Source organism: Algibacter amylolyticus, assembly GCF_014202225.1.
Classification (GTDB): domain Bacteria; phylum Bacteroidota; class Bacteroidia; order Flavobacteriales; family Flavobacteriaceae; genus Algibacter_B; species Algibacter_B amylolyticus.
This window is the reverse complement of the sequence record NZ_JACHGE010000001.1, coordinates 800,694-814,229: the sequence shown is the minus strand read 5'-3', so window position 1 is coordinate 814,229 and position 13,536 is coordinate 800,694. Positions and strand designations below refer to the sequence as shown.

The 13,536-nt window shown below is 33.8% G+C and carries 13 protein-coding genes; 6 read left to right on the top strand and 7 right to left on the bottom strand.

Annotated elements, in window-relative coordinates:
* The first annotated feature begins 47 nt into the window (after positions 1-47).
* From HNQ90_RS03470 to HNQ90_RS03460, 3 genes are all read left to right on the top strand, one after another.
* A complete protein-coding gene (locus HNQ90_RS03470; RefSeq protein WP_144115242.1) occupies positions 48-1,412 on the top strand; it encodes a saccharopine dehydrogenase family protein in 1,365 nt (454 codons plus the stop codon).
* 218 nt (positions 1,413-1,630) lie between these two features.
* Positions 1,631-2,101 (top strand): type II secretion system protein GspG, encoded by a 471-nt coding sequence (locus HNQ90_RS03465; protein ID WP_144115241.1) that lies wholly within the window; start codon positions 1,631-1,633, stop codon positions 2,099-2,101.
* A gap of 40 nt (positions 2,102-2,141) precedes the next feature.
* Positions 2,142-2,612 carry an Lrp/AsnC family transcriptional regulator gene (locus tag HNQ90_RS03460; protein ID WP_092848265.1) on the top strand — a complete coding sequence of 157 codons (471 nt, stop codon included), beginning with the start codon at positions 2,142-2,144 and terminating at the stop codon, positions 2,610-2,612.
* A 60-nt stretch (positions 2,613-2,672) separates the two neighbouring features.
* Here HNQ90_RS03460 and HNQ90_RS03455 read toward each other — a convergent pair whose 3' ends face one another.
* On the bottom strand, positions 2,673-3,122 hold the full coding sequence (locus tag HNQ90_RS03455) for a GNAT family N-acetyltransferase (protein WP_144115240.1): 450 nt from the start codon (positions 3,120-3,122) through the stop codon (positions 2,673-2,675).
* 155 nt (positions 3,123-3,277) lie between these two features.
* Positions 3,278-4,819, bottom strand: a complete 1,542-nt coding sequence (locus HNQ90_RS03450; protein WP_144115239.1) for a glycine--tRNA ligase — start codon at positions 4,817-4,819, stop codon at positions 3,278-3,280.
* Between the two features lie 80 nt (positions 4,820-4,899).
* Between HNQ90_RS03450 and HNQ90_RS03445 the strand changes: the two genes are divergently transcribed.
* Positions 4,900-5,577: a ComF family protein gene (locus HNQ90_RS03445; RefSeq protein WP_144115238.1), complete on the top strand. Its 678-nt coding sequence runs from the start codon at positions 4,900-4,902 to the stop codon at positions 5,575-5,577.
* A 62-nt stretch (positions 5,578-5,639) separates the two neighbouring features.
* Positions 5,640-7,244: an Ig-like domain-containing protein gene (locus HNQ90_RS03440; RefSeq protein WP_144115237.1), complete on the top strand. Its 1,605-nt coding sequence runs from the start codon at positions 5,640-5,642 to the stop codon at positions 7,242-7,244.
* Here HNQ90_RS03440 and HNQ90_RS03435 read toward each other — a convergent pair.
* The 4 genes from HNQ90_RS03435 to HNQ90_RS03420 all read right to left on the bottom strand — a co-directional run bounded on the left by HNQ90_RS03435 (position 7,237) and on the right by HNQ90_RS03420 (position 10,635).
* Positions 7,237-8,016 (bottom strand): amidohydrolase, encoded by a 780-nt coding sequence (locus tag HNQ90_RS03435; protein ID WP_144115236.1) that lies wholly within the window; start codon positions 8,014-8,016, stop codon positions 7,237-7,239. The genes HNQ90_RS03440 and HNQ90_RS03435 overlap by 8 nt on opposite strands.
* Before the next feature lie 78 nt (positions 8,017-8,094).
* Positions 8,095-8,583: a hypothetical protein gene (locus tag HNQ90_RS03430; RefSeq protein ID WP_172625812.1), complete on the bottom strand. Its 489-nt coding sequence runs from the start codon at positions 8,581-8,583 to the stop codon at positions 8,095-8,097.
* A 169-nt stretch (positions 8,584-8,752) separates the two neighbouring features.
* Positions 8,753-9,442, bottom strand: coding sequence for a LytR/AlgR family response regulator transcription factor (locus HNQ90_RS03425; RefSeq protein ID WP_144115235.1), 690 nt, complete (start codon positions 9,440-9,442; stop codon positions 8,753-8,755).
* Positions 9,443-9,663: 221 nt separating this feature from the next.
* The gene (locus HNQ90_RS03420; protein ID WP_241678321.1) at positions 9,664-10,635 is read right to left on the bottom strand and encodes a sensor histidine kinase; all 972 of its coding nucleotides are present in this window, start codon (positions 10,633-10,635) and stop codon (positions 9,664-9,666) included.
* Positions 10,636-10,824: 189 nt separating this feature from the next.
* Between HNQ90_RS03420 and HNQ90_RS03415 the strand changes: the two genes are divergently transcribed.
* Positions 10,825-11,715, top strand: coding sequence for a thioredoxin family protein (locus HNQ90_RS03415; protein WP_144115234.1), 891 nt, complete (start codon positions 10,825-10,827; stop codon positions 11,713-11,715).
* Positions 11,716-11,758: 43 nt separating this feature from the next.
* On the opposite strand, the gene HNQ90_RS03410 is transcribed toward HNQ90_RS03415, so the two are convergent.
* On the bottom strand, positions 11,759-13,531 hold the full coding sequence (locus HNQ90_RS03410; protein WP_144115233.1) for a MutS-related protein: 1,773 nt from the start codon (positions 13,529-13,531) through the stop codon (positions 11,759-11,761).
* Between the last annotated feature and the right edge of the window lie 5 nt (positions 13,532-13,536).

Sequence of the window (13,536 nt, the reverse complement as noted above, 5' to 3'; positions counted from 1 at the left end):
TAAAATGCCAAAACAGCATATCTATAATCACAACAAATTTACTTAATATGCGAAAGATTTTAGTCATTGGTTCAGGAAAATCAACAGCTTACTTATTAAAATATCTGCTAGATAAATCGGCTTCCGAAAATTTATTTATTACCGTAGGCGATTTAAATTTAGACCACGCAAAATCCTTAATTGGCAGCCATAAAAACGCCAAAGCTATTCAGTTGGATGTGTTTGACAGCCCATCAAGAACACAAGCTATTAAAGATGCAGATATTGTAATATCCATGCTTCCGGCCCGCTTTCATATTGAAGTTGCTAAAGATTGCATTACATATAAAAAACACATGGTTACGGCTAGTTACGTAAGTTCAGAAATGCAACATCTAGATCACGATGCCAAGGCCAACAATCTAGTTTTAATGAACGAAATTGGAGTCGATCCCGGAATAGACCACATGAGCGCTATGCAAGTTCTAGACCGCATTAGGGATAAAGGTGGCAAAATTATTTTGTTCGAGTCCTTTACAGGTGGTTTAGTAGCTCCCGAAAGCGATAACAACCTATGGAACTACAAATTTACTTGGAACCCTAGAAATGTTGTGGTTGCAGGTCAAGGTGGCGCCGCCAAATTCCTTCAAGAAGGCGCTTACAAATACATTCCGTATAACCGATTATTTAGACGCACAGAATTTTTAGAAATTCCCAATTTTGGACGCTTTGAAGTGTATGCCAACCGCGACTCCCTAAAATACCAAAGCGTTTACGGCTTAGACCATGTTAAAACCCTATACCGTGGCACCATGCGTCGTGTAGGTTTTAGTCGTGCATGGCATATTTTTGCCACACTTGGAATGACCGACGATAGCTACACCATAGACGATAGCGAAAACATGAGTTATCGCGATTTTGTAAACGCCTTTCTGCCATACAGCCCTACAGATTCGGTCGAGTTAAAACTACGCCACCAACTAAAAATCGATCAAGATGATATGGTTTGGGATAAACTCATAGAACTCGATATTTTCAACCCTAATAAACCCGTAGAGCTCAAAAAAGCAACTCCGGCACAAATACTTCAAAAAATATTAATGGACAGCTGGACCCTATCAAAAACCGACAAAGACATGATCGTTATGTATCATAAATTCGGTTACGAGCTACACGGAAAACAACATCAAATAGACGCCAATATGGTTGTACTTGGCGAAGACCAAACCTATACCGCTATGGCAAAAACGGTGGGCTTACCCGTTGCCATTGCCACACTTGCCATTTTAAATGGCAAAATAAAAACTCCTGGTGTTCAAATTCCTATCACCAAAGAAGTCTATAACCCCATTTTAAAAGAACTCGAAAACTACGGTATTAGGTTTCAAGAAAAAGAAGTTCCTTATTTAGGCTATAACCCTTTAAATATTTAGTGTTTGGGCACCTGCCTACCGGCAGGCAGATTACCCATCCTTCATCTATGCTCAGGGCAAAGGGTCGGGCTTGAAGCCTGTCTTGAGCAAAGTCGAAAGGCTGCAAGTCCTCTCACCTCCTGCGTCGGGCTTTGGGCTTTCCACTGCAATCCATAACGCAACTTATAGTTTCAATTTAATATCAAATACTTACTTTTATATTTTAGAGTGAAATTTTAATGGTACAAATACTAGAATTTATTGGATTTTTCTTAGAGATTTTTGTTGATATCCAATTCTGGAGAGACAAAAAGAAAAGAAGGCAATTCGAGAAGGAGCACAATCTTCCTAAAAAATTAATGATTCATCCATACGCTAAAGCTGTATTTTATTCCATTGTAATAACAATCCTATTAGGAATTTCATTTTCACTTTACCAACACTATTTTTCTAATGCGAAAAACACCATTAAAAAACTAATTAAAGTTGAAGCCCTAATTATTGAAAATAAAGAAGTGGATGGCTATTATCCTAAAAAACTAGAAGATATTATTCGAAACAATCCATTACGAAAGAACATCACTCTAGACGCATGGGGCAATGAATTCCATTATATCGTATTAGCAGACACAAACACGTTTGCTTTAATTTCGAAAGGAAAAGACGGCATTTTAAATACTAAAGACGACTTAACTACAGCAAACAAATAAAATTCCCTCCTTAACGGGAATTAAAAAACAAGTGCTTTTTATGAAACAAAAAAACAAAGTAATTACTATAGATGGCATCGACAAAAAAATACTTCGAGCCTTAACCACAGATGCCAGAACACCTATTTTAGAAATTGCTAGAAACGTTGGTATATCTGGAGCAGCCATCCATCAACGTTTACGTAAACTGGAAAAATCTAAACTAATTTCTGGTTCAAAATTTATAATAAACCCAGAAGTTTTAGGGTTTACAACCTTAGCCTTTGTTGGTATTTATCTGGATAAAGCCGCCAACACAGACGATGTGGTTAGAGCCTTAAAACGCATACCCGAAGTTTTAGAGTGCCACTACACCACTGGTAATTACAGTTTATTTATTAAACTTTTAAGTAAAGACAATGCCCACTTAATGCGTTTATTACATGAAAAAATTCAAACCATAACCGGCGTACAGCGCACCGAATCCTTAATATCTTTGGACCAACAAATAAATAGGCAAGTGCATATATAACCAACAGGCTTTTGTAAAAAAAAGGGCCGTTTTACTTCAAGTACGCGACTATGCGATGTTTTATTCATTTTGGTAAACCTTCGGATTGTGTTTCTCCATATAAATTTCAGGTTGAGGCAATTTTGTAAAGCCGTACTTTTCATAAAGCCATTCCGCTGTGCTTGTTAATAGAATCCAACGTCTTAAACCTTGTAATTCTTTGTGTTCCATAATAACTTCCATAAGCCATTTACTCAACCCGAGTCCGCGATGTGCTTTCAAAATAAAAATATCCCCTAAATAGGCGATCGTAGAAAAATCGGAAATTACTCGTGCAAATCCAATTAAATTGTCGTCAAAATAGATACCAAAATTTAAAGAATTATTAATTGATTTTTCAACCTTTTCATAGGGTATCCCATTACTCCAACCCGACTCATTAGTTAAAAAATCATGAATTAATGCCACGTTCAACTTTTTTCTATCGGTTGAAATCACATAGCCATTTTTGTGGTTCTCTACAATTTTCAAATCTAGTTACGTTTTTTAATTAATACTACCCATCAACATATCAGGATATAGCAAATACATAGTTGTTGCCCTGTAAATATAATTAATTTATAACGCAAAAAACCCAAGCAATGCTTGGGTTTTTATTTTATGAGATTCCTGTTTACACAGGAATTTTACATTTTCATTAACCAAGTACGCACATCTACTTCTTGCTTAATAATAGTACGTAAATCTTCAATTTTAACACGCTCTTGCTCCATAGAATCTCTATGACGAATCGTTACTGTGCCATCTTCTTTCGAGTCATGATCTACAGTAATACAAAACGGTGTTCCGTTGGCATCTTGTCTTCTGTAACGACGTCCTACGGCATCCTTTTCATCATAAATAACATTAAAATCCCACTTTAGCTCTTCAACAATTTGTTTTGCTATTTCTGGCAAACCATCTTTTTTAACCAATGGTAAAATAGCTGCTTTTACTGGCGCTAAAACACTTGGTAATTTTAAAACGGTTCTAGTTGTTCCGTTTTCTAGTTCTTCTTCTTGTAAAGAGTTTGAAAAAACAGCTAAAAACATACGGTCTAAACCAATGGATGTTTCTAAAACGTATGGTGTATAGCTTGCATTATCTTCATGATCGAAATATTGTAATTTCTTTCCAGAATGCTCTTCGTGTGCTTTTAAATCGAAATCGGTTCTAGAATGAATCCCTTCTAATTCTTTAAAACCAAACGGGAATTTAAATTCTATATCGGCAGCGGCATCAGCATAATGCGCTAATTTCTCATGGTCGTGAAAACGATAATTATCGGCCCCCATTCCTAGAGATAAATGCCATTTCATTCTGTGCTCTTTCCAGTAATCGTACCATTCTTTTTGAGTACCTGGTTTTATAAAAAACTGCATTTCCATCTGCTCAAACTCACGCATTCTAAAAATAAATTGTCTTGCAACAATTTCATTTCTAAAGGCTTTACCTGTTTGCGCAATTCCAAACGGAATTTTTAGTCGGCTTGTCTTCTGTACATTTAAAAAGTTAACAAAAATACCTTGTGCCGTTTCTGGACGCAAGTATAAATCCATTGCAGATTCTGCCGAAGCTCCTAACTTTGTTCCAAACATTAAGTTAAACTGCTTAACGTCTGTCCAGTTTTTACTTCCTGTTAATGGATCGGCAATTTCTAACTCTTCAATAAGTGCTTTAACATCGGCTAAATCTTCGTTTTCTAGAGATTTTGCCATTCTAGAAAGAATTGAATTTATCTTTTCTTGGTAACCAACTACACGTCCGTTAGTTGAAACAAATTCTTCTTTATTAAAGGCATCACCAAAACGTTTTTCGGCTTTTTTAACTTCCTTTTCAATTTTTGCTTCAATTTTAGCACAATAATCTTCTATTAAAACATCTGCTCTGTAACGTTTTTTAGAATCTTTATTATCTATTAAAGGGTCGTTAAACGCATCGACGTGACCAGAAGCTTTCCATGTGGTTGGATGCATGAAAATTGCAGCATCAATACCTACAATATTTTCATTCATTTGCACCATGGCTTTCCACCAGTAGTCGCGTATATTTTTCTTTAGTTCTGCGCCGTTTTGTGCGTAATCGTATACTGCACTTAAACCGTCGTAAATCTCGCTACTTTGAAACACATATCCGTATTCCTTTGCATGCGAAATTACCTTCTTAAATTGATCATCTTGATTTGCCATAGGTGCAAAAATAAAAAACCGCTTAAAACAAACGTCATTTTGTTAAAAATAATTAAGTTTACAAGACTACATTTTTTATCATGCTTAAATCTATAGTAAATTTACTTTTCCCTAAAGTATGCTACGCATGCCATAATTTACTAAGTGATAACGAGAAAACCATCTGTTTAGACTGCCGACACGACCTACCCATTACCAATTTTCATTTTGATAATAACGATAGCGTAAAAAAGGTGCTTTACGGTCGTGCCCAAGTGGAAAATGGCACTGCTTTATTCCGGTTTGAAAAGAAAGGCCATGTGCAACGCCTTATCCACAACCTAAAATACCGAAAGCATGAGCATATTGGGTTTGTTTTAGGAAATTGGTTGGGTGGCGAATTAAAAACACTAGAAGCTTACCAAGATATTGATATCGTTATTCCGGTACCGTTACATAAAAACAAATTAAAAACAAGAGGTTTTAATCAAGTTGCTAAATTTGGACAACAAATAGCGGAAGCGCTTAATGCTCAATATGTGGATGATGTTCTGCTAAAGGTAACCAACACCAAATCGCAGGTTACTAAAAAACGTTTTGCGCGTTGGACCAACGATAATCAGCTATTTACACTTAAAAATCCACAAAAAATTGAAAACAAACATATTTTAATTGTGGACGACCTTATAACCACAGGTGCCACACTAGAAGCTTGCATTTTGGTTTTAAACGAAGCTAAAAACATAAAAATAAGTATTGCTGTTATGGCAATAGCATAAATATATTATCGTTATATTTTTTAACCGAATTCATGTACTTTTGCTAAAAATTTAAGTTGTTGATGAATAAGACCCTTTCAAATTTTATTTTCGCCTTAATTATTGGCTTAGTTATTATTAGTTGTGCTAATCGTGGAACACCACAAGGTGGACCAAAAGATGATACACCTCCTAGAATTGTAAAATCTGAACCAGAAAATTATTCAACCAACTTTAAGGGCGATGAAATTAAGGTATACTTTGATGAGTACATTAAAATAAAAGACATTAAAAAACAGCTTATTATTTCGCCACCAATGAATACTCCACCAGACGTTTCACCTTTAAGTGGCGGAAGTAAATATATTACCATTAAAATTTACGACACCTTACAACCTAATACCACTTACGCTTTTAATTTTGGAAATAGTATAACCGATAACAACGAAGGCAACCCGTATCCATATTACCGTTATGTCCTATCTACTGGCGATTATATTGATTCGCTATCTGTAAAAGGAAACATTGTTGATGCTTTAAAAAAGAAGCCAGAAACCTTTGTAAATGTTGCATTATACGAAGTAGATTCTACCTTTAGAGACTCTGTGGTTTATAAAGCTGCTCCAAAATATATTACAAATACTTTAGATAGTATTACCACCTTTTCTATAGATAACTTAAAACCTGGCAAGTATTTATTAATGGCCTTAAAAGATGGTAATGGCGACAACAAGTTTCAACAAAAAACAGATCAAATAGCGTTTCACAAAAATTATATTGAGGTGCCAACCGATTCATTATACACCTTACGCCTTTTTAACGAAACGTTAGATTTTAAGGCGACGAGACCGCGTTTAATTGCTGGCGAAAAAATTGCTTTTGGTTTTGAAGGTGATTATAATGGTATGCAAATAGACCTACTTTCTGATGCGCCTTCGGATTTTAAATACCGCATCACAAAAGATCCCGTTACAGATTCGTTAAACTATTGGTACAAACCTAAATTTGAAACCGATTCTTTACTTTTTAAAGTGACCAATACCGATTACGAAAAAGAGTTTACTGTTAGACTGAGTAAAAAAGACAAAGACACTTTAGTTATTGGAGCCTCGCCTTCTGGTAATATTGGGTACGACGAAGATTTTAAAATAGCAGGTACCACGCCACTTACAAAAATAGATGTTTCGAAGATTAGCATGATAGATAAAGACTCTACAGCTGTAAGCTTTAAAACAGATTTTGATACGCTAAACAACGCCTATTTATTTAAGTTTGATAAAACTGAAGACAACAATTATAAAATTAAAATTCTTCCTGAGGCCTTTGAAGATTTTTATGGCGACAAAAACAAGGACACTTTAAATTTAAGTTTAAGAACTAAAAAAGCTTCCGACTTTGGTTATGTGAGATTTACCATTGTAAATGCTACTTACCCACTTATTATTCAATTAACAAATAAAAAAGGAGAAGTTAAAGAAGAACGTTACGCCACAGAAGCAGGCCCCATAGATTTCTTAAATTTAACGGCAGGCATGTATTCTATACGCGTTGTGCATGATGTTAATGGCAATAGCATGTACGATACTGGAAACTACCTAAAACAGATTCAACCAGAAAAAATAAGTCATTTTCAAGAAATTGAGATTAGATCGGATTGGGGTATACAAGAAACACTTACGTTTAAGTAAATTCAAATTGATCTTTATCGTTTAAAAATTTAAACTTGTTTCTGTAGGCTTCCACATGTCTTTTTTCGAGTGTAGCGATTTTTATAGTGTCTTCATTTGGAGCACAGGTTACTAATTGCTGTCCTAGCACGTCATATACAGCCGAGTGACCAGAATACACAGCGTTCACACCATCAACTCCAACTCTGTTCACACCAACACAATAACTCATATTTTCTATAGCGCGCGCCTTTAATAAAGTATCCCATGCTGAAACTCTAGGTTTTGGCCAGTTGGCAACGTAAAGTAATACATCATAATCTTCGGTATTTCGCGCCCAAACAGGAAAACGCAAATCGTAACAAATTAAAGGGCAAATTTTCCAACCTTTATAATCTACAATCACTTTTTTGATGCCCGAAGTATATACTTTTTCTTCGCCAACTAAGGTAAACGAGTGGCGTTTATCATAATGCGATACCTGGCCAGAAGGCATTACAAAAAGCAAGCGATTATAAAAAGCATTCCCTTCTAAAATAACCATACTACCAATAATGGCAGCATCTACTTGTAAGGCTAATTCTTTTAACCAAGTTACTGTTTTACCATCCATAGTTTCGGCAACAGCCGAAGCATTCATGGTAAAACCAGAAGTGAACATTTCGGGAAGTACGATAATATCGACATCCTCTGAAATGTTTTTAATTTTCTTTGTGAAGTTTACACGGTTTTGTTCAGGGTTTTCCCAAACTAAATCCGTTTGAATTAACGCTATTTTAAGGTCTTTTTTCATAGATATTAGATCTAAACCTTAAAATAACGTTTTTTAATTCTATTTTAAAACAGAAACAGATTATTTATAATTAGCACCTTATAGTTTTTTCTTTGCTTTTGCTGAAGCTTCTTTATATTTTTCAATTTTGTCTAACCATTTTTCTTCATCAACTGGCGACAATTTCCCTTTACTTTTTAGCTTTTCGTATTTAGAAAGTGCGTCCTTATGCTTTTTAGCCGCTTTGTCGTAATTAGATTGTGCTTTTTGGCTTTTCTTTAATTCCTTTTCTGCCTTTTTTTGCTTCTTTTCAGCTTGTTTTTGTTCCTTTTCCGCTTTTTCCTGCTCTTTTTCAGCCTTTTCTACACGTTTTTTAGTTTCTTCAGCGTTTTTAATTTGAGCCATTTTACTATCAAAAGCTGCTAAAACACCTGCTTTATCTTCTTCCGATAAGGTTTCAGTAACATCGACCCCAGCTTTAAAAATTTTATCTTTTTTAATTTCATATGGCTCCCCATTAAAATTAACATCTTGGGCATTAACAACAAACCCTAAACCTAAAAATAGTACTATCAATAAATATTTCATTATGTCTTCTTTTTTTATATTAAATGTACTAATTAGACCCAATACTTTTACAAAAGTTACTTAAAATAACGTTAATAAATTCAAGGTGTTTAAGACGTGTACCCTTTAGGTAGATTTACTAACACGTAATACACTAAAGCTTTGCTGTTTAAGAAAAAAAAACTAGAGCTTAAACACCTAATACACGTAGCAGATCTTGCTTGTATGTTCTTCCAATTGGTATTTTATTCGCGCTTATATAAAGCGTGTTTCCTGAAATTTTATCGATAAACTTACTATTAATAATAAACGATTTATGCACTTGAATAAAATCGTTTTTAGGCAATTTTGTGTTCCAGTTTTTTAAGGCATCAATATAAGACAGCCGTTGAGTCTCTGTAACTACAGTAATATAATTTCGCTGAGATTCAATATAAAGAATTTTACTTATTACAATTTTATGCAGGGTTTTATCGACATTTAAAAAGATGGTCTCTTCATTTACATTGTTGGTTACTTGGGCAACCTCTAACTTATCTTTTGCTTTATTAACGGCTTTTAAAAATCTATCAAACGAAAAGGGTTTAACTAAATAATCTACAATGGTATCTAACTCAAAACTAGTAACAGCATATTCTGAATACGCCGTTGTCATGATTATTGCTGGTGGGTTTTGAATAGTTTTTATAAAATCGAGTCCAGACATATCTGGCAAATTAATATCTAGAAAAACAACATCGACGCTTTGTGTGTTTAAATAGGTGTTTGCCTCAATAGCAGCTTTAAAAGTCGCCAACAACTCCAAACTAGGCATTTTAGCTATAAAGTTTTTTAAGATGTTTTGCGCTGGTATTTCGTCTTCAATAATAACACACTTCATAGTTTTGTAATTGATTGGTTCTCGATACAATTTCGATAAAAATCGAAATCACTCGAACTGACATTTTAGTTTAAATTAAGCTCATTATTTATATTACTAAATTCTGTCAATTCGAGTAAATTTTACGATTGAAATGCGTAAAACTTGTATCGAGAATAAGAATTTTGGTTCTATATGGGTTCTCGATACCACTTTTTATCAAAAATCACTCGAACTGACATTTAGTTTAAATTAAATTTTAAAGTAACCTTAAACACCTCGTCTTTACTAATTTTAAACTGGTAATTACTTTTATAAATAAGCTCTAAACGCTTTTCAAGATTTTGTAAACCAATTTTTAAGTCGTTAGTACTTAGCTTGTTTTTATCAAAATTATTTTGGCACGTAAAATATAAAACACCTTGCTCTACTTTAATATCTACTACAATTTCGCTATTTAAAGTACTGTGTTTAAAAGCATTTTCAATTATAGTAATTAATAGCAAAGGTGCTATTTGATGGTTTAAAGCATCTATAGATTTATTGTAACTAATACGCTTTACGCCTTCGGTTCTTATGGTTTGAAATTTAATGTAATTATCGATAAAATGGATTTCCTTTTCTAAAGTAATGGTTTTCTCGTTGCTTTCATACAACACATGTTTTAGGTTATCTGAAAGCATTAAAATAAGCTCGGGTGTTTCGTTAGGTTTTTCAATGGAATATGAATAAATGGTATTTAAATTATTAAATAACACATGCGGATTTATTTGTGATTTTAAAAACTTAAGCTCCATTTCGGCATGTTCTTTTTTAATGTTTTCCACTGCTTCTTGCTCATCAATAAACCGATATAGAATCCATACAAAAGAGAAGAATATTAGCGGTACTAGGGTTTGCCATAAATAATCGCTTAAACATTTTGGTATACTACAGCCACATTGTGCAAAGGCATAGCAATATAATTGTGTGGCCGAAAAAGAAATTCCGGCAAATACAAAAGCGTAAAACAGATACCACTTTTTTTTAACAAAAAAAGGCAGTAAAAAAACGTGGTTTACATAAACAATGGCCACTAAAAGGATGACGTATTGTAAAAACGGATTTTCTTTCCAGTAATAATCTGAAAACAGAAATAAGGACACAAATACAAAGAGCATCCAAAACAAAATATGGACCAAAGCCTGCGAAGTGTGTTTTTTAGTAATCGTCATTTTTTAAAAGTAAACAGAAAAGCCAAAACCATCAAACATTATGTACAAAAGTCGGTTTTGTAGTTACCAACGTTAGTTTTGCTGTTTATAAACGCAAAACATCCATTAGTATGGTTGACATGGCTATGTATCCAGATTTTTAAAAATAGAAGTTTTATAGTTCTATTTTTGGTTAAAACAATCAAAATCATGCAACGAACAGGTATTACATTAATCATTTTATTGATTCTGAAACTCGGATTTTCGCAACCTTTAAATCATATTGAACTAGATACAAAGGGAAATGAGGTTTTACTAGGGAAAATCGATAAAACCGGACTAACAAGCCATACATTTAACTCGTGGTTTTCAAAAAACTATGAGGCGTATTTGGTTAACAATGCTATTACTAAAAATCTAAAAGACGCTTTAAAACCATACCATATAAAAGTTTTTCTAGGTAGTTGGTGTGGTGATAGTAAACTAGAAGTACCGCGTTTTTATAAAGTTATTGAAGCGGCAAAATTCCCAGAAAATCAGCTAGAAGTTATTGCTGTTAATAACACTAAAGAAGCTTACAAACAAAGTCCCAACCATGAAGAGAGAGGATTAAACATACACCGTGTACCAACCTTTATTTTTTATAAAAACGGAAAAGAAATAAATCGCATTGTAGAACACCCTAAAGAAACTTTAGAACGCGATATTCTAAACATTGTTACCAACAACACATACAAACCTAACTACATGACTGCAAACTACATGGATTATTTATTAAACTCTAAACCCATAGATAGCCTAAAACTAAACGAAGCTAATTTAGTGCCTAGACTTGCCGAATTTGTAAAAGGAAGCAGAGAATTAAATACGTATGGCTATTCGTTATTGCGATCTAACCAATTTGAAAAAGCTTTGTATGTATTTGATTTAAACACCAAAATTTTTCCTTACAAATACAATGTTTACGATAGTTTGGGAGAAGCACACTTTGAGGCAGGTAACAATAATGAAGCTTTAAAAAACTACTATAAAGTTTTAAGTTTAAAACCCGATGATGAGAATGCACTTGAAATGATTGGGAAGATGAAAAATGACCGATGACCGATGACCGAAGACTGAAGACTGAAGACTGAAGACTGCTAAATTATACAATCTCCATTTTCTTCAATAAAAACGATGCATTCATATTTTGGCAAACACCTGTTTTTAAAGTATAATCAAAATGAAGCTCATCGTTAATTATTTCGGCGTCAAAGTAATAATTTTTAACAGCCTCTAATTCCTTCTCGATTTCACAAAGACTTAAATCGTGGGTTGCTATAATTCCTGTAGCGTTCGATGCCACTAACTTTTCAACAAACTTTCTAGAGCCTATAGCTTTATCGGTACTATTGGTACCTTTTAAAATTTCGTCTAAAATTATAAAATAAGGTTCTTTTTGAATGGCATCTACAATGTATTTAAGCCGTGTTAATTCCGAAAAGAAATACGAACTATCATCGGCTAAAGAATCTGTTGTACGCATGCTCGTAATTAGTTTTACCGGCGAATATTGCGTTGATTGTGCACAAATAGGCAACCCAACGTTAGCCATTACAATATGTAGCGATACGGTTCTTAAAAAGGTACTTTTACCAGCCATATTTGCCCCAGTAACTATAAAAAACGCTTCGTTTTCTATGGTTAAATCGCTATCCACACGCTTGTTTTTATTTAATAAGGGATGCCCTAAACCTTTAGCTTTTATAACCGCTCCTTGTTCTAAAATCTCTGGAAATACAAATTCCGGATGGTTATAAACATAATTACCAAAAGAATTATAAGCATCGAAAAACGAAACCACATCAAACCAATCGGAAACCTTATTGCCATACTGCGCTATCCATTGTTCTATTTTATAACTATTTCTAACATCGGTTAAAAAATAACCGTTACCAAAAATGGCACCTATTAGGTTGTTTCTATTATCTAGAGCATCTAAGGACTTTGAAAACACTTTAAAAATTTCGGAAGCTTTCTTATTATCCGACTGAATTTGCTTCTGCTTTTGTTGTAACAATTCCGAAGTAAAGGATTCGTTTTCAATTAAATCTAACAAACTAGCATACTGCCTAAAGGTATCTTTAATCTTATCGGTATTAGACGCTAATACATTTATTTTTTTAAGGTAACGCCCTGTTATAGCTAACCCAATAAATAACCAATAGCCAATTATTGCCTTATTTTCAATAACATTTAATACCGTAAGCGCTAATAAAACAAGCGTTCCTAAACTAAATACTAGTGGCAACCCAGACATTATTTTTGGTAAAAATGATTTATGACTTTGTAACCACCCAATAATCTGTTTTGCTGGAGTTTCAACATGAACCAAACTCGATGTTGCTGTATAATGCTGGCGCCATTTAGGTTTATTATTTAGCTCATTAATAGCTTCTTGTCTAGCCTTAATACCATCTACATTATTAGCTTTAAGTGCATTTGCTAATTGCGCTGTGCCTTCTTGTATAGTGGTTCTGTTTATAAATTGAAAAAACGAACCACGACCAAACAAATCGATATCTAAACTATAATAATGTGTTGGGTCTTGATATTGTAAACCATCATTTCGGTCGTGAAAATCACCCGAGGCAATTTTAATTTCATCTTCATTAATCTGCACCAAAGCTTTATTAAAATCGCGTTGCCTTTTAATATCGGTATGCTTTGATAATAAATAAATGAACAAAACAACGCCAAAAACAGCTGTTGCCACTGCAATTTGCCACTGGTTAAAAAAGAAATACACCCCAAAACCAATACCCACAAACACCGCTAATCGATACAAGCTAAAAAGCGTCATGGTATTAGTTAAGCGTTGCACTTGCGCTTTATAAACCTGTAAATGGGTTTTATAGTATTCTAATGGATTTTTCATGACCT

Bases quoted from the DNA above. Each gene is read 5' to 3' on its own strand.
- HNQ90_RS03410 (WP_144115233.1), bottom strand. From the start codon at position 13,531: ATGAAAAATCCATTAGAATACTATAAAACCCATTTACAGGTTTATAAA.
- HNQ90_RS03415 (WP_144115234.1), top strand. From the start codon at position 10,825: ATGCAACGAACAGGTATTACATTAATCATTTTATTGATTCTGAAACTC.
- HNQ90_RS03420 (WP_241678321.1), bottom strand. From the start codon at position 10,635: ATGACGATTACTAAAAAACACACTTCGCAGGCTTTGGTCCATATTTTG.
- HNQ90_RS03430 (WP_172625812.1), bottom strand. From the start codon at position 8,583: ATGAAATATTTATTGATAGTACTATTTTTAGGTTTAGGGTTTGTTGTT.
- HNQ90_RS03465 (WP_144115241.1), top strand. From the start codon at position 1,631: ATGGTACAAATACTAGAATTTATTGGATTTTTCTTAGAGATTTTTGTT.
- HNQ90_RS03470 (WP_144115242.1), top strand. From the start codon at position 48: ATGCGAAAGATTTTAGTCATTGGTTCAGGAAAATCAACAGCTTACTTA.
- HNQ90_RS03425 (WP_144115235.1), bottom strand. From the start codon at position 9,442: ATGAAGTGTGTTATTATTGAAGACGAAATACCAGCGCAAAACATCTTA.
- HNQ90_RS03435 (WP_144115236.1), bottom strand. From the start codon at position 8,016: ATGAAAAAAGACCTTAAAATAGCGTTAATTCAAACGGATTTAGTTTGG.
- HNQ90_RS03440 (WP_144115237.1), top strand. From the start codon at position 5,640: ATGAATAAGACCCTTTCAAATTTTATTTTCGCCTTAATTATTGGCTTA.
- HNQ90_RS03460 (WP_092848265.1), top strand. From the start codon at position 2,142: ATGAAACAAAAAAACAAAGTAATTACTATAGATGGCATCGACAAAAAA.
- HNQ90_RS03450 (WP_144115239.1), bottom strand. From the start codon at position 4,819: ATGGCAAATCAAGATGATCAATTTAAGAAGGTAATTTCGCATGCAAAG.
- HNQ90_RS03445 (WP_144115238.1), top strand. From the start codon at position 4,900: ATGCTTAAATCTATAGTAAATTTACTTTTCCCTAAAGTATGCTACGCA.